A 16,601-nucleotide genomic window follows, 5' to 3' on the forward strand; every position below is an offset into this window, starting at 1 on the left:
TCAATCCAGATAAAGGAGTAACAGCAACAAATACTTTTTTCTTTGTCCAACCATCCCATGCAAAGGAATAGGAAAAGCATCCACAGCAATATCATTTAAAGGATAATCAACCAGCCCCTTCAAGCGCCATCTGAATGCTTTGGCCAATTCCTCTTCTGGCAAATCCAACGCATCCATCAACAATAGTTGATATAATTCTTGGGCTAAAATAATACGACATGGCTCGCCAACAACTTGCAAACGCTTCACATCCTCGACAAGACATTGGGTTATTTCACCAGGCAATTTGTTAGGGAACTCGCGATGGTTGGCAAACAGTATCTTTTTATTGTCTTTTACTGCCGCGATGCTGTAGCTCTTTTCTCCCAGGCAGCAGGCAATTGACTGCGATTCCTTTGCATGATATTTGAGCCACAACATCCAAGTGTCCTTGCGAAAAATAACTTTATGTGCCTTATTACACCATGTTTTAAGAGGCTCCGCCAGAATGGTGGCAGGTCAATTTATCATATCGTACCAAGAACTTACTGGTGTATTTTGCGAAGAAATAACACTGACACCATTCAAATCATTGCTTGTTGAGACACCACTGGTGACCGACTCCACCGCCGTGCCATTATAATGAAGCCTGGTCCCATTGGTACCAACCATCCAAATATCAGTAGGACTTGCTACTTTAGCACTTTTTAAATCATTGCCAGTCAACACAAATGGCCCATAGACGGTAAAATTACCGTCAAAAAGATAGGCCACACCGTTATCTCCAACGGCAATGCCTAAATCAGCATAACCATCGCCATTAGTATCCACGGCCGATACACTTCTCATCGGTGCTGTCGTCGTGATTACTGCAGACCATACGCCATCGCGCAAGCGAAACAATTTTCCTTGTGCACTGCTTTGCGACGACCGGCCAACAAAATAAGCCTCTTTCGGCGCATTATTGCCATTACCTATAATGTCTACCCCATAGAGTTGTCCAATGCGGTAAACAGACGATGGGAGTTCTAAATTTGCCCATTGCGTGCCATCATAAATTAAAATAATGCCTCGATTACCCGAACCTGTACCGCTTTGTCCCCCAACCGCGGCGCCAATATCAGCATAGCCATCGCCATTGGTGTCCAATGTTTTAACGGCAAACAAATAACGCTTTTGATTGGAAATACCGGTCGTACTGACCGTTTTGCCGCCACAAGGCAATTGGCACCAATTGGTGCTGCTGTTACTTGCATTGCGAACCCAACGCAAAATCGTCAATGAATTACTTGCCCCGCGTTCACCTACTGCCCAAGCTTCATTGGCAGAGGGCGCATCTACGCCAAACAAATCCGGCGCTTGCGATACACTGACCGTGATATTCGTCCAGTTATTCCCCTGCAACCGTGACAATCGTGAGCCGCCACTTCCATTCGCCACAGCCCAACCCTCATGATAATTCACGGCAGAAATGGCATTAAATAAATATGTACCAGGGGATTGTGATTGCCAACTAAGTTCTGCCGTGCTGCTATTCCAACGAAGAATCATGCCATTTCCTCCTGCAGCAAATACAACCGGTTGTTGTATCCCTTGCTGATATTGACGAACCCCATTAGGATTGCTGGCAGGTGAACGACCTATTGAAGCCATGGTGCATTGATACTGGCTAACCAGCGTGCCACTTGCATGAGTGCTGGCGATGCTACCATCCTGGGCACGAGCAATACCGGCTAACGTCGTTGAATTGGCAATGCGATCATATTCAAATACCTCACGGCCAATCAGTACACGACCATAGGGAGCAAACACCGCGCTGTTATTGACTGAAATGGTCGCAGGAGTGGAACCAGAAGCAATAGCCGTTGATAACGTTGCAAACGCATAACGTGGATTAATGGCATTGGCGGCATCGTTTGCAGCCCCAACGCTAAAACTGCCCGTTGTCATCGACAGACTGCTGGATAACCCAACACAGGTTTGGCGGCTAGCAAGGGCTGCCTGAGTTAAATTTTGCCGGCCCTGCTCCAGCCCGCTTTCCGCTAATGAGGCCGCTTTGCTGGCTGCATCAAGATAAATTACTGCCGTAGAAGCGCGTATCACCATGGCAACCAGGGTCGCACTTAAAATACCAAACAATACGATGATAACCACCGCCGTCAATGTTAAAAAGCCGCGTTGATGTTTCATAATGTTTTTCTAACCACGGTACTGGCCATTAAAGAATAGGGTATATCCCCTTCAATGACCGTCATTGATAATGTTAAAAACCGCACCGCAGAGGCTGTTCCTGTGCTAGCAAAACCTGAATTAAAGTAAGCAAAACTTGCTGAAGAAACATTTGTACACAACGGCTGAGCGCCACCGCCATTAACATTGCGTCTTAACGTCGTTCCATTTAAATCAACCACTATCGTTTGGCCTTGCTGATTGATAAACGTGAGGCCGCTACCACTAACGACCTCAAGGCTTTCCGCACTCTGAATTTCACGCATTAAATTATCCGCCGCAATATTGGCTTTCCCAGCCACAGCAATAATCGGTTTGCCTGCACTGTAGCTGCGAAAACCTTCGCGAAGAATCATGCCCGCAATGCCTGCAACGATTGAAATCAGCACAATCACAAGGAGAATCTCAATCAATGTAAACCCTTTACCTACGTTCATTGAACAAACCTCATAACCACTTGTGCATTGCCTGTTCCCGTCACGGTAACGGTTGCTGTTTTGACATCGCTGCCGGAAGCCACAATCGCACTGCTCACGGCCAATCCTTGTGTACTGGCAAAAGTAGTCAATATCGTACAAGCGGCAGGAGGAGAACCTAGAACACAGGGATCACTGATATTACTAAATCCATTCACTAAACGTTGTTGCAAGATAATATTCATTCGTGCATTGGCAAGCTGTACCGCTTTTAATACTTGGCCTGGTTGATTGCTATTGGCAAGAACTGTATTAAATGCAATAAAAGTCCCTGTAGCCACGATGCCAATCACCACAATAAATACGAGAATTTCAATGAATGTAAAACCTTGCAGTTTCTTTAAATACGCAAAGGCAGGTTTTTGCGCCAGAGGTCTTCTCATCAACATACCACGGCACAAACGATAAATGAATGTTTTAACTAATAGAGTCATTGAATTAATCCCGTCTGAGGCACAACGCTCACAGAACTCGCTTCGCTACCAGAAGTAATGGTAAAACTTAATGTGCTCCCCAGCGGCACCCCGGCATTATTATAAGGTTGACCAAGCGAATCAAACATGACCGTCGTCAATGGAGCGATGCTCACGCCTGCAGGATATGGAACACTGCTTCCTCCTGTCCCAGGATGCGTAACAGGTGTTCCATTTTGATTTTGAATCTGATAAGAATTTGTGCCAACAACGAGACGATAACGTTGATTTTGACTCATGGCCAATACTTTGGTCAGCTGTAAATCTTGTAAAAACACGCGCGCGAATCCTTCCGCCTGAAAAGCTTGTTGGACCCCTGATGGTTGGCACATGCTGACAGCGATGGACATAATGCCAAGGACTGCAATAATAATAACCAATTCAATTAGCGAATATCCATATGGTTGTCTCATCCCATCTCTACCGTATAATGATTGATGTTATTGGAGGTTACTGTTTTAACTGATCTTTTAGTGCCAGTATTTCGTCTCGTATTATTGCGGCCTGTTCAAATTCCATATTTTTTGCATGGGCATGCATTTGTTTTTCTAAAGAAGCCAGACGTTTAGCCAGCTGCTCGGGAGACAATGCTTCATACCTTGTCTTGTTTTCTCTTATGCCGCTTCTGCGGACCTGAGTATGGGAACTTTCCATAATATCTGCCACTGATTTTTGGATTCCTTTTGGGGTGATACCATGTTGTAAATTAAACGCCATCTGCTTGTTACGTCTGCGCTCGGTTTCATCCAGCGCGCGCTTCATGGAGCCAGTTATCGTATCAGCATAGAGAATGGCTCGGCCATGAAGGTTTCGTGCTGCACGACCAATGGTTTGAATTAAGGAGCGGTCAGAGCGCAGAAACCCCTCTTTATCTGCATCAAGAATTGCAACCAGAGAAACTTCTGGCATGTCCAACCCTTCCCGCAGCAAATTAATTCCTACCAACACATCAAACTCACCAAGACGAAGCTCGCGAATGATTTCAACCCGTTCAACCGTATCAATATCCGCATGCAAATACTTTACCTTAACCCCCTGTTCACGCAAATATTCTGTCAAATCTTCAGCCATTCGTTTGGTTAGCGTCGTGACCAACACTCGTTCACCACCGACAACCACTCGGTTAATTTCCGATAATAAATCATCGATTTGATTAACAATTGGACGAACTTCAACCTGAGGGTCAATCAACCCTGTAGGACGCACCACCTGTTCTGCCACATTATCTGAATGTTCTTGCTCATAGGGGCCCGGGGTTGCCGAAACATAAATAGTTTGTGGTGAGCGTTCCACAAATTCTTCAAACCGCAACGGACGATTGTCCAGAGCGGATGGCAGTCTAAAACCATAATGGACAAGCGTTTCCTTACGTGCACGATCGCCACGATACATGCCTCCAATTTGAGGCACAGTAACATGAGATTCATCAAGAACGAGCAAAGAATTTGCTGGTAAGTAATCAAATAACGTCGGGGGCGGATCGCCTGCATTTCTTCCAGATAAATAACGAGAATAATTTTCAATGCCAGAACAATACCCAAGCTCCAGCATCATTTCGATATCAAAATTGGTTCGTTGCTCCAAACGCTGTGCTTCCAGCAATTTATTTTGCGCATTTAGTTCTGCCAAACGTTGCTGCAGCTCTTCCTTGACCAAATCAATGGTTTGTAAAATACGTTCGCGCGGCGTAACATAATGCGTTTTAGGAAAAATAGTAACGCGCGGTAAGCGTTGCAAAATCTCTCCCGTTAATGGATCAAACGTCGCAATATTATCGATTTCATCATCAAACAATTCGATGCGCACTGCATCTTTTTCGGCGTCAGCAGGAAATACATCGATCACATCCCCATGCACCCGAAACTGTCCTCGCTCTAACGTTTGGGGACTACGAATGTATTGCATTTCTGCAAGCCGTCTTAAAATTTTACGCTGATCGCATTGTTCTTTTCGGGAGAGATGTAATACCATACGCAAGTATGAATCCGGATCCCCAAGGCCATAAATAGCGGAAACCGTCGCCACAATGATGGCATCTTTACGCTCAATAAGTGCCTTGGTGGCTGACAGACGCATTTGTTCAATGTGCTCATTAATGGAAGCATCTTTCTCAATGAATGTATCCGAGGCAGGAACATAGGCTTCAGGTTGGTAATAATCATAGTAAGAAACAAAATATTCCACTGCATTTTCGGGAAAAAATGTTTTAAATTCGCCATATAATTGCGCCGCCAGTGTTTTATTAGGCGCCATAATTAATGTTGGTCTTTGTAAAGCCTGAATCACATGTGCAATAGTATAGGTTTTACCCGAACCAGTTACACCTAAAAGGATTTGACGGGCTAATCCGGACTCAATACCGTCGACCAAGGAAGCAATGGCCGTAGGCTGATCCCCTGCCGGCCGATAGTTTGCGTAAATTTTAAATACTTTCTTCATAATATGAACTATATCATAGGAGTTTAATGATGGATATTGTGCTGGCAGATAGAATACAGCAAGTCAAACCATCGCCAACGCTGGCGGTTGCTGCCAAAGCAACGCAAATGAAAGCGCAAGGGTTTGACGTCATCGGCTTAGGTACTGGTGAACCCGACTTCGACACTCCTGGGCACATCAAACAAGCAGCCATTGCTGCCATCGAGGCAGGCTTTACAAAATACACCGCTGTAGATGGAATCGCCGAGTTAAAACAGGCGGTAAAAAACAAATTCAAAAATGATAATGGCTTGGATTACGAATTAAATCAGATTCTTGTTTCCACTGGTGGCAAACAAAGCATTTATAATCTATGCCAAGCCTTTCTTAATGATGGTGATGAAGTTTTAATTCCAGCGCCTTATTGGGTCTCCTATCCGGACATGGTGCTATTGGCAGGTGGCAAGCCTGTAATTATTTCTGCTTCCTCAGCACAACGTTATAAAATTACAGCCGAACAATTAGATGCAGACATCACTCCCAAAACCAAATTATTTTTCATTAACAGCCCTTCCAATCCCTCGGGAATAGCTTATTCCTATGCCGAATTACAGGCATTGGGAGAAGTGCTTAAACGGCATCCGCAAGTCTTAATTGCGACCGATGACATGTATGAACATATCCTATGGTCCCAGCCTTTTGTTAATATTTTAGACGCTTGTCCCGAATTATACGAGCGCACCATTGTCCTTAATGGCGTTTCAAAAGCTTACTCAATGACTGGCTGGCGTATTGGTTATGCCGGTGGCCCTGCAAAATTGATTGATGCAATGAAAACCGTACAATCACAATCCACCTCCAATCCTTGCTCAATTGCCCAAAAAGCCGCTGTCGCTGCTTTAAACGGTGGCTATGAAACCGTGAAACAAATGGTCAAAGCTTTTCATGAACGTCATGATTATGTTGTTCAACGGCTGCACAGCATTGCAGGCGTTGAAGTAATTCCAGCCGATGGCACATTTTATATTTTTCCCAACGTTCAGGAAATTATTAAACGTCGCGGTTTTGCCAATGACTTGGAGTTTGCGGATAGATTATTGCAAGACGTCGGAGTGGCGCTCGTTCCTGGCTCTGCTTTTGGCAGTGAAGGATGCATCCGTATCTCTTTTGCCACCAGTATGGATACCCTTCGTGATGCCATGGATCGCCTGCAAAAATTTTCAGAACAGTAATTAATTTCATTTCATCTATTGACCCGCCAGCGGAATCGATCTAAGATTCCGCCTCATTCCCCGGTAGCTCAGTCGGTAGAGCGGATGACTGTTAATCATTAGGTCACAGGTTCGAGTCCTGTCCGGGGAGCCACACCACATGTGACTGGCTCTTCCCCAAATCCGGGCTCTTTCCCATTTAAGGGGGCAGCTTTAATCACCCGCAGAGGACCTTAACACGTACTCTATAATTTTCAAAATTTCTAAAACCATAAGCTCTTCGCTGAATGAGTTTCATTTTGCGATGAAAGCCTTCTGTTATTCCATTTGACTTACTAAATCGCCACATTCTGGCCACTTCATCTTTCCAAGCCCAAAGTGTTTTACCTAATGATGCTAATGCTTTAAAACCACTTTGCTTTAACTCAGCCAACATTTCTAAGAAAGTAGGTATTACTTTACGGCACTCATGCTGTGTTAGCGCCCTTTTCATTAATAGTGAGTGCAGTTGTTGCTGAAATTGATATATAGCCTCTATTGCAGGATTTTCAGTGAAAAACGCATCTCTTTTGACTTTCTTCTCATCACTTAAGTTATCAGGTCTTGTTCTTAATAAGGCTAAGATACCTCTATTGTTTTTAATTTCAGTGGAGAGTTCTCGACAGGTCATCATACACTGATGTTGAATTAAACGGATTACATGAAACCTATCAGCCACTATCATAGCATTAGGAAAGTACTTCTTTACTAAGGAACGGTATGTACTGCTCAAGTCCATACAAATCACTTTGACACGTTCTTTTCCAGGTAATTGCTGGAGATATTCTTTTAATTCTTGCTCACGACGGCCACGAACCACATCAAATATCTTATGTTTTCTTAGGTCACAAAAAGTAGTTGCAAACCCTTCTTTCTTACTGAAAAAATGTTCATCAATACCCAGTACCACAGGACATGGTTTATTGATTAATTCTCGATGTTGCTCTTCATAATGCCGCTGATACCAGCGCTCTATGGTCGCTTTTCCTTTCTTATAACGCTCTGATAAATCTTTTTGCGATACCCCGCGGCTATGCTCATGAAACACTGCAGCTTGAGCTCGCCAAGTAGCACGTTGATGTTTATTGATACCGGGAAACTGTTGATTACCATAGCGACAACAAGTATGACAATAAAGCTTATACGCTTTAAACCTCAATACACTTCGACGATGCCCTATTAACTCATGGTGTACTGTTCTTACATACGATGATTTCTTGCGAACCTGCTTACTTTGGCAATGACTACACCGAGCTAATCGGTTATAAGTTACATCTAATAATAAGGGTTGATACCCACTCACTTTTAATATGGAAAATCCAGGTAAATTTAGGATAAGATTGTTCTTAGGCACTTTAATCTCCTTTTGATCGCTAAATCAAGGACTTAGTCTAGACTAATTTGATTAAAGTGCCCCCTTAATTGGTGTAGAGCCGACTTGACTTAGTCTAGACGTAACTCCCCACGTCATCCCGAGTGCAGCGAGGGATCTCCAGCAACTGGCAGGTATTAAATTAATGTAAAAAAGACTTGAAAAATTATGCGGTTATGATCAAATAGCTGCATGAAAGACCATGAACAAATCATCACAACGCTTTTGGCAAAGATTGCTGAACTGGAAAAAATCGTAGAACAGCAAGCTGCACGAATAGCAGAGCTGGAAAAACGACTGAACAAGAATAGCAGCAACAGCTCAAAGCCCCCTCAAGTGACGGTTAGGCAAACTACTCCGTACGACATCACTACGTGAAAATGGGAAACGTAACAGTGGTGGCCAAAAAGGCCACAAGGGCGAAACGTTAAAACAGATTAAATCACCAGATATTGTCAAAAACCATGTATTGCTAACATGCCCGGATTGTTATGGTTCATTAGTTTCAATGCCGGTGATTGGAATTGTGAAGCGCCAGGTTTTTGATATTCCACCACCCAAAATTGAAGTCACGGAACATCAGGCTGAAGTAAAATATTGCGAGTGCTGTAATAAAACGATAACAGCAGCATTTCCTGCAGGTGTTCTTGCCCCTGTCCAATACGGTGAAGTTATTCGTAGTTGGAGCGTGTATTATCAATATCAGCATTTTATTCCAGAAGACAGGCTGCAACAGTTGTTTTATGACCTGTACGGAATTCAACTGGCTACTGCAACACGGACTGGATATAACCGGATTGCCTTTGATACATTGGCATCATTTGAAGAATCGGTATTGTCTGCAGTCAAAACTGCTGCCGTAAAAAACCTGGATGAAACAGGGTTTCGTGTGGCCGGAAAAACACAATGGTTGCATGTGGCATCGACTAAAACGGCAACTTATTATCACATATCTCCAAAACGAAAATCATTACTGGATGGCCTTTCAGGTACCGTCATTCATGATCACTGGAAAAGTTATTACAATTTGGGAGGTGTGGAGCATGCCCTATGCAACCAGCATCACTTGCATGAATTAAAAGCAATAACCGAGCATGACAAAGAACCATGGGCACAGGCTATGACCCGACTATTACGTGTTGCTCTTCGCTGTCGTCATTTTAATGCACATCATGCAATACCTGTTGCTCGCATCAAGCGGTTGACCAACATCTACAAGAAGATTATTCGAGATGGCTGGCGTATCATGAAACGCTGCCGCCATTGCCATGCAAAGGCAAACAGGGTCGACAACCTCGACGGACAGGTCACAACCTCTTGTGGCGTTTATTTCATTACAAACAAGACGTTTTACGGTTTCTTCATGATCTGGCAGTTCCATTTACCAATAATGATGCTGAGCGTGATTTACGAATGATGAAATGCAAACAAAAAATATCTGGTGGTTTTCGGACCGCTCAAGGCGCTGAACAATTTGCTCGTATCCGAGGATTTATCAGTACGATCCGTAAACAAGGATTAAGCATTATCAGTTCCATCCAATCTATATTTTCTGGTACTATCCCTGTGTTATCAGGAATCTGAGATAACAATACAGTCCAACAGAGCAAGGAATAGTATATGCATACGGAGTCTTACGTTTACCTTCTGACCAATAAACACAATAATGTTTTGTATACCGGTGTTACCCATGATTTGATACGCCGTGTTTATGAACACAAAAATAAACTGGTGGCTGGATTTACCCAAAAATACAATGTGGATCGACTGGTTTATTTTGAAGTTTGTTCAGGCATCGTCATGGCTATTGAGCGAGAAAAACAAATCAAAGGGTGGTCTCGAAAAAAGAAGCAGGATTTGATTAATGCATTGAATCCTGAATGGAACGATTTGTATCCATCGCTACTTTAAAAATTGTGCCATTGCAGGGAGATCCCTCGCTGCACTCGGGATGACGTGGGGAGTTACGTCTAGACTAATTTGATTAAAGTGCCTCCTTAATTGGTGTAGAGCCAGCTCTCGTTGATTTTAAGAAATAAATTACTATAAAAATCAGTTTTAGAACAATCTCCATGAGTTCACTCGTGTTGACAACTCATCTTAAACCCTACGCCACGCAGCTTGTCCACGAGAGCCATAGAGTCTGGACAAGCCGCAGAACAGGCTGAATAAGGGCTATTAACAAACCCTAAGGAGATCCTGGTTTGTTGAGAAAGCTCGGTTCAAGTTCCGATACTCTACCAGTCGCTAAGATATCTTTGAATTTTGCTGCTAACGCAGCTTGCTTTATCATTGGCACACGTGATGAAAAAGGTTCTGGGTCCACCAAAGGAACTGGAGAAACCTCTCTTTCTGATCCCGTAAACTCAATATCCATTTCCTCTCGTCTAGGAGCTTGGCTAAAAACACTTTCGTGTGTTGGCCCATCCCGATTCTGCACTAACCAATAAGAACCACTATCTGTAGGAATAGAAACGATGTCTAAATGCGCATCACCTTTGACTGCATCCGGTCCAAGCGCCTGCACAATCGCAAGCAAAACAGGATGGCTTCTGTTAATATTTGTCCCACCAGGAGCTAATTCATCCCCCATAAGTGTTAGATAACGCCCGGGAAAACCCAAGTTATGCAGAACCTTCATAGCCAGATCCGATAATTCAAAATCCCCCCCAGAACACACAACCACCGATGCCATAGGTTTTGGATTGCTCATCATAATCACCATCATGAATAATAATAGCATTTATTGTTTTATAATAGTGCTTGTTGTGTATAAATACAACGATTAAACAGGGAGAACAACACCGCAATGATGTCAGGAGCTGAGGGTTAGAAAGACATAAAGCAAGCGTAGCCTGGGTGCAGGTTCAAAGGATCGAAACCCAGATTCCACTTTCGTTTCACCCAGGCTACATTGGCTTCTAGTCTAGGTTTTAATAAAATTAAGGAGTAACTCTAGGAGCCTCTTCGTATCCTTCTTCAACCTCAGGAGTAATTCCAGGAGAGTTTTCGCCTCTTTCTTCAAACTCATAGGAAAAGAGTTTTGGCTTTCTGATAAGACCAAACATACTAAGACGACTCACACGACCAGGACCAAACTCCGATGCTGACATCCTTGCAGCATCATTACCATTGTAATTTTCGCCACTCCTTACCAGATGTTCTGATTCTCTTTCAAGACCTACAGGCGCAGAGCCATAACCTATTTCATAATCTTTTTTAGGCGCCTCATTGGTGACTACTTGATAGGCAATACGGGCTATTACTTCTGTTTTTTGATAATAGCCCCCTAAATTGACGAAAGGAAGTTTGCTTAAAAATTCAACCAACAGACTGATAAAAGCATTCCATATCCCACTCGTACGGTTAACATGAGCTTTTTGTATATCTTGAGCCCGCTGCTCTATCATCTCTCTGTCTCTATCTGAGAAAAAGGCATTAAAATGCTCAGGAGGTGTCGTACGCAGATATTGCGTAAATCCTTTCAGATATTCACCGCTAGAACTAATTTCCTCAGGATTTGCCCCATAGGCAATGGCAAGCACCGCCATATCGTAATAACCGTTAGCCAAGGCAGCAATCATCAAATGATTGAATACCTGTTCCATTAAGACTACCTCGTTATCTCGCGCATAACTTAACAATGATCGAACCATAGGTACGTAATTATTCTTACAAGCATTTTGCAACATAGAATTATAATCGATAACCTTCGGCGCCATACAGAACAATAATTGATCAATCAATGCCACGTTACCTCGCTCTGCAGCTTTATCTAATATCTGTTGTTTAGTTTCCTCTTGCAACTTACTAAACTCAGCAGGAGTCAATAAGTCAATAAGCGTTTTCGCACCCTCCAAATTCTCAAATTGTACCGTTTCCAGAATTGCAAGTGCTTTATCCATTAGTGTTAAAGCAGGGTCGCTTTTAATGACCGCCTCGAGAATTCTCATATCTCCCTGGCGACAGGCAAAATATAAGGCAGGCGCTCTTTCCTTTAAGCTTCCAGAGTTACTCATTTTTACAGGTAGCGCAGGACGCTTTGCATTGTCCGGGCGTTTTAATCCAAGCAAATATTCAACAACCGGATATTTCTCGCTTTTAATGGCCAGCTCCAACGCCGTTAACCCACGCTCACCATTTTTTTGTTTTAAACTGTTTGTAACCTTTGCACCATACTCAACCAATATTTTGACATGCTCGAGTTTTCCTACTTGAGCCGCAACCATCATTGCCGTATATCCACTCGTATTTTTTGCATTCAAATCAAGCTCAGGATGCGCCAGCAACGTTGCTCCTATTGCTATTGCAAATTCATCCGCATCTAACGTTAATACGGCACGGTGCAATGTTAATGCTTCGAGATCAAGAGAAGAATCTTCTATTTCAATCGCAAGTCCTGCCCGGACATCCCGAACATCCCCTGTTGTAATGCTTTTAAGAGTACCCACATGGCTCATCCAACTTTGTAATTGGGCATTCAATATTCGACGATTCACTAAGGTGTGCAGATAATCAATGGTTTCATCCATAGCCTTATCAAAAGATTCAGGCTGATCCTCAAACAACCATTGCTGCATTAACTCGTCGCGTTCAAGAAGGCCGCTGCAATCAGTAGCATCCATGATTTCACGTAATTGTGGCAATTTGAATACTTCAAAAATTTCAAACAGGGAATGGCCACCGCTGTTGTAGATCATCAACGCGGTAAAAGCCTTCATATAATCTTCAAAATAATCACCATGAAATGGATGCCCCTCGCGTTTTTGCATTAAAATATTGCGAAGCATGGCTAAAGTAGTGCTGGAAATACCATTAGAATATATATGCGTTTGTCGGGCAAATAAGTGTTGGCTCCACTGACTTTCAATCATAAAATCAGCTTGATCCGCTGAGCGTTGAAATGGCGACACCACCATGCGTGTATGCGTCACCGTAACAGGAACTTCTTTTTCAATACCCTCTGCATCCCTAACTATTTTTGTGACAGGAACGCGCTTTACCTGACCATCTGCATCCACTTCATCCTGATAAAGAGGAACTTCATATTCCTTCATACCACCATCTACCGCAATATCAGTAAACGGTAATGGTATGGTAGAGCGAATAAGGCCCTTTGCAGCAGTAAGAACATGCTCATGTTCTCGTTTTATTTTTCGGCCACGACCATCCATCCCCATAGTAAAAACACTATCTTCATAAATATCGGCTGGCATAGAATGATCATGTTGTGTATTTAGCGTAGCCAGAATGGTGCTCTTGGCTATTTCACACAAATTGTCGCAAGCCTTAGGAGAGAGTCCATGAAAATCATGGGTTTTTAATTTGTAAATAACTTCTGCATATTCAAGTTGATATTTGTTAAGTGATGGATGCATATTTCCATCTAAAATCAATTCAACAGCGGCCTTTTCTTTGGGTTTATTAGCAAGCACTCTCGATAGATTATCTTTCAGCTTTCCAGTGAAAGCTTGCAATTGTTCAGTTTCCAAGGCTTCCGCTGTTGGTGCAAGCATGTGATAGGCTAAATGCGTTTCAAAATAACGCCTTGAGGGATCTGCATTAACTAGCTTTGGATCAGCGCTTACCCTAAATTGTTTTTCATCCGCCAAAAGCTCTTTAATATTTGTAATGAACGCTTTGTCATCTTCGGACTTTATGCCTTCCAGATATAGCACTTTCAGCTTCGAAATAATCTCAGCGTCAACACTTGCCTTTTTACAAGCACGGATAAGCATCAGTAAGCTTTCACCTACCGTTAATACGACTTCCGCACCAGAGCGATTCGCACTAATATGGGTCTCAAGAGCATTGCTAATTTGGACCATTTGACCTTCTGTGAATTTCATGATGATGGCTCACAAATTTTCTCATCTTGCTATGATATCATAACAAGATAATTTTTGAACTCTATTTATACATATTGATGTCATTTGACACATTGTGAATCTCGACTATATTTTATTTTTTACCAAAACCTCCCGTAAATTAGTTGATCTTCATACTTGTACGAGTAACCTAGTAACCCGATGAACAATGGTTGTCAACTTTCATGAGCATCCAGGAATCATTGCATTGGCGCGCCCAGTAAAATCACCATCAAGATGTTCATCTTGCTTGACCATTGTATGCGTTTTTTCCTGAACATACTCAACACAGCGTTTTAAACGTGGATCAGGATAACACTCAAGGATATAGTTATAGGCAGCAGCACTATCAGTAGGGGGTGCATAGCGACTTGACACAGTAGGTGCTGCAAACATACTGGCATCATATTCATCCAGGGAAGTAGACAAATATCGATGGCGGTGAATTTGTTGCGTGTAGGTTATCTGTTCAACCAATTCATGATGTAAAAAATGCCCCAACAATGACTGACTTGGTCCAGCCTCAACACACTCATCTTCTGCGGCAAGAACATCATACAGGATTTTTTGTTTAGCCACTCGTTTTATTAGATGATCTTTTCCATCCGCCATAAGACGCATATCAACTATTAATTGCGCTGCGGGAAGCGCTCCCTCACACACAAAAAAATCTTCCAGACGAACAGCTCCCCCTTGAGTGGGCCAAGCATCCACGACTAATAAATCTTTAATTCCAGGTTTTGTTAAAGAGATAAGATGCCCTCCCCCAAGATTTCCTACGACAACGAAAGTATGGGGAAAGTCTCTTCCACCCATTCGCATGCCACAAATATTAATGGGTGTCCCAACAGGTAATATGGCGCATAACAAAGTTGCCATGACATGTGCATGCTGGTCGCAATTTCCAGTTAAACTTAATACTGCACAAGCAGCATTTCTTGCGACGTAATTCCTGCGAGCATTTTTAGGTTCATAGGAAGGAATATGATAAAAAAATGTTTGCTTAATACCCGCTTTAAACAATGTTTGCCAACCTTCTGCGTTGGCCTTTTTTAGGGACTCCTCTCTTAAACCATGGTCAGTTCGGCTTAAATACAACCAACTCGTTCTATATTTCCCAGCCTCCCACGAACGCCCACGACTCGCTACCACATCATCCAAATTATTTTCCGCACCCAGCGCCAGCAAGGTTTTAGTAAGATAAGCCGCCGCATCACATAATGCTATTATGCTAGGAGGACGAGTCGCTTCAGCAGTGGCGACACCAGCAGCATCACCTACATCAGCGGAACCAGCAGCGGTACTGGTACTATAAGGTTCAATATAATGCCTCCGCTTTTTTTCTAACCTGTCCTCTTCAAAATGACGTTTAATCGCTTCTTCATTGCTGGACATATGTTTTTTAATGTAAATTAAAAGTTCAAATAGTATAATACCAATTCATAAACGAGTACAGTCTTATCCATCTTTTTAAGATAATTGCACAAAATTATATCTAATTTTACTTTTTGGGCTTTGCACCTAATTCCCCTTAACTCTCACCCGCCGGGCATAATGACAAAATAAAACACAAGTTACTTGCTATTTTCTCAGAATATCGAGTAACCTGTAATTGGTTGACCACGTATAAGGAGATCTAAAATGGATGGAAAAGATAAGCGTTATACGAGACCACGTAAAAGACCTGCTTTCTCAAGCGCTGAACATTCAACCACTTCTGGTTCTTCAGCAGCTGAGCATTCGCTGGCTTCTAGCTCCACGCACGCCGCGCCAACTCCCCTCCGCACTTCATCAGCCACTGCGCCAGGTTTTTTTAGTTCAGCGCCACCAAAGGTGCAGGTCAGTTTTGATCAGCCTTCTCTTCTTTTATTGATGGGCATATTGCAGGAACTAAGAACCCGAAATGAAATTTAACTGGCAAAAATAAAGATTGAGGAAGCTCAAAGACAAATGGAAATAGAAGCGGCACGCGAGGAATTGGAAGCGGCACAAAAAGCGCAAAAAGAGGACGAAGAACGATTTAACAATGACATAAGACCCACGATGTATGCATAAATATTTCGAGCCTTTAATGATCATTAAAGGCTCGACTATAAATATTCTTCTCTCTGCCGACTTAACCAGCAATCAAGCGATGCCTATATAGTAAATAGGCAAGCAATAAAAGACTCTGGAAATGAATCTCATTGAACATATGATTAACCATGCGATTATAAATAGAAAAATCATTCATTTTATTTATGACGGTTATGTTCGCCAAGTCGAACCACATCATTACGGGATTTTAAACCAATCCATGCAACTTCATGGTTATCAAATTAGTAATGGCAGTAAAAGCGGGGAACTTCCTGAATGGCGAAATTTCAAATTTGATCACATTCAAAATTTATCCATCAATGACCATACGTTTGAGCGCCGACCGGATCATCATCCATTCAACTCAAACTATTCCAAAATCATTAAAACAGTTTAAATCAGCAAAACAAATAAGACTAAATTGCGCGGGCCATTTGCTTTCTTGTTTCTGCAACAAAAAA

At 42.6% G+C, this 16,601-nt stretch carries 16 protein-coding genes, 1 tRNA gene and 2 pseudogenes; 9 read left to right on the top strand and 10 right to left on the bottom strand.

Annotated elements, in window-relative coordinates; translation table 11 throughout:
- The 6 genes from LOA_RS12780 to uvrB all read right to left on the bottom strand — a co-directional run bounded on the left by LOA_RS12780 (position 1) and on the right by uvrB (position 5,596).
- Positions 1-420 carry a hypothetical protein gene (locus LOA_RS12780; RefSeq protein ID WP_025386676.1) on the bottom strand — a complete coding sequence of 140 codons (420 nt, stop codon included), beginning with the start codon at positions 418-420 and terminating at the stop codon, positions 1-3.
- 78 nt (positions 421-498) lie between these two features.
- Positions 499-2,169, bottom strand: a complete 1,671-nt coding sequence (locus LOA_RS12785) for a hypothetical protein (RefSeq protein ID WP_025386677.1) — start codon at positions 2,167-2,169, stop codon at positions 499-501.
- A complete protein-coding gene (locus LOA_RS14970) occupies positions 2,166-2,645 on the bottom strand; it encodes a competence type IV pilus minor pilin ComGF (protein ID WP_025386678.1) in 480 nt (159 codons plus the stop codon). Before LOA_RS14970 ends, LOA_RS12785 begins: the two co-directional genes overlap by 4 nt.
- On the bottom strand, positions 2,642-3,118 hold the full coding sequence (locus tag LOA_RS12795; protein ID WP_025386679.1) for a type II secretion system protein: 477 nt from the start codon (positions 3,116-3,118) through the stop codon (positions 2,642-2,644). Before LOA_RS12795 ends, LOA_RS14970 begins: the two co-directional genes overlap by 4 nt.
- Positions 3,115-3,570: a pilus assembly FimT family protein gene (locus tag LOA_RS12800; RefSeq protein ID WP_025386680.1), complete on the bottom strand. Its 456-nt coding sequence runs from the start codon at positions 3,568-3,570 to the stop codon at positions 3,115-3,117. Before LOA_RS12800 ends, LOA_RS12795 begins: the two co-directional genes overlap by 4 nt.
- A gap of 37 nt (positions 3,571-3,607) precedes the next feature.
- Complete coding sequence (gene uvrB / locus LOA_RS12805; RefSeq protein ID WP_025386681.1) at positions 3,608-5,596, bottom strand: excinuclease ABC subunit UvrB; 1,989 nt, start codon at positions 5,594-5,596, stop codon at positions 3,608-3,610.
- A 29-nt stretch (positions 5,597-5,625) separates the two neighbouring features.
- Here uvrB and LOA_RS12810 point away from each other — a divergent pair, with 29 nt between their 5' ends.
- Complete coding sequence (locus LOA_RS12810) at positions 5,626-6,807, top strand: pyridoxal phosphate-dependent aminotransferase (RefSeq protein ID WP_025386682.1); 1,182 nt, start codon at positions 5,626-5,628, stop codon at positions 6,805-6,807.
- 57 nt (positions 6,808-6,864) lie between these two features.
- A tRNA-Asn gene (locus LOA_RS12815) sits at positions 6,865-6,940 on the top strand.
- Between the two features lie 63 nt (positions 6,941-7,003).
- Here the strand turns inward: LOA_RS12815 and LOA_RS12820 are convergent.
- On the bottom strand, positions 7,004-8,179 hold the full coding sequence (locus LOA_RS12820) for an ISL3 family transposase (RefSeq protein WP_025384767.1): 1,176 nt from the start codon (positions 8,177-8,179) through the stop codon (positions 7,004-7,006).
- Between the two features lie 210 nt (positions 8,180-8,389).
- Between LOA_RS12820 and LOA_RS12825 the strand changes: the two genes are divergently transcribed.
- The 5 genes and pseudogenes from LOA_RS12825 (at position 8,390) to LOA_RS12830 (ending at position 10,108) form a co-directional block, all read left to right on the top strand.
- Entirely contained in the window at positions 8,390-8,575 is a 186-nt protein-coding gene (locus LOA_RS12825) for a DUF6444 domain-containing protein (RefSeq protein WP_052335959.1), read from the top strand.
- 37 nt (positions 8,576-8,612) lie between these two features.
- Positions 8,613-9,470: pseudogene (locus tag LOA_RS13955) on the top strand (IS66 family transposase); the annotation flags it as partial.
- Positions 9,461-9,607, top strand: a pseudogene (locus tag LOA_RS16325) (hypothetical protein); the annotation flags it as partial. The pseudogenes LOA_RS13955 and LOA_RS16325, both read left to right, overlap by 10 nt.
- Positions 9,608-9,610: 3 nt before the next feature.
- Positions 9,611-9,781 carry a hypothetical protein gene (locus LOA_RS14770; RefSeq protein WP_158423060.1) on the top strand — a complete coding sequence of 57 codons (171 nt, stop codon included), beginning with the start codon at positions 9,611-9,613 and terminating at the stop codon, positions 9,779-9,781.
- Between the two features lie 36 nt (positions 9,782-9,817).
- Positions 9,818-10,108 (top strand): GIY-YIG nuclease family protein, encoded by a 291-nt coding sequence (locus LOA_RS12830; protein WP_025386683.1) that lies wholly within the window; start codon positions 9,818-9,820, stop codon positions 10,106-10,108.
- Between the two features lie 277 nt (positions 10,109-10,385).
- Here the strand turns inward: LOA_RS12830 and LOA_RS12835 are convergent, their stop codons facing one another.
- From LOA_RS12835 to LOA_RS12845, 3 genes are all read right to left on the bottom strand, one after another.
- A complete protein-coding gene (locus LOA_RS12835) occupies positions 10,386-10,913 on the bottom strand; it encodes a hypothetical protein (protein WP_025386684.1) in 528 nt (175 codons plus the stop codon).
- Between the two features lie 226 nt (positions 10,914-11,139).
- Positions 11,140-14,046, bottom strand: a complete 2,907-nt coding sequence (locus tag LOA_RS12840) for an ankyrin repeat domain-containing protein (RefSeq protein ID WP_025386685.1) — start codon at positions 14,044-14,046, stop codon at positions 11,140-11,142.
- A gap of 201 nt (positions 14,047-14,247) precedes the next feature.
- Positions 14,248-15,459, bottom strand: coding sequence for a hypothetical protein (locus LOA_RS12845; RefSeq protein WP_025386686.1), 1,212 nt, complete (start codon positions 15,457-15,459; stop codon positions 14,248-14,250).
- Between the two features lie 246 nt (positions 15,460-15,705).
- Here LOA_RS12845 and LOA_RS12850 point away from each other — a divergent pair, with 246 nt between their 5' ends.
- Together LOA_RS12850 and LOA_RS13960 are read left to right on the top strand one after the other, a co-directional pair.
- Complete coding sequence (locus LOA_RS12850; RefSeq protein WP_025386687.1) at positions 15,706-15,978, top strand: hypothetical protein; 273 nt, start codon at positions 15,706-15,708, stop codon at positions 15,976-15,978.
- A 262-nt stretch (positions 15,979-16,240) separates the two neighbouring features.
- Positions 16,241-16,537, top strand: a complete 297-nt coding sequence (locus LOA_RS13960) for a WYL domain-containing protein (RefSeq protein ID WP_025386688.1) — start codon at positions 16,241-16,243, stop codon at positions 16,535-16,537.
- Positions 16,538-16,601 lie beyond the last annotated feature (64 nt).

The organism is Legionella oakridgensis ATCC 33761 = DSM 21215, from assembly GCF_000512355.1.
Classification (GTDB): Bacteria; Pseudomonadota; Gammaproteobacteria; order Legionellales; family Legionellaceae; genus Legionella_A; species Legionella_A oakridgensis.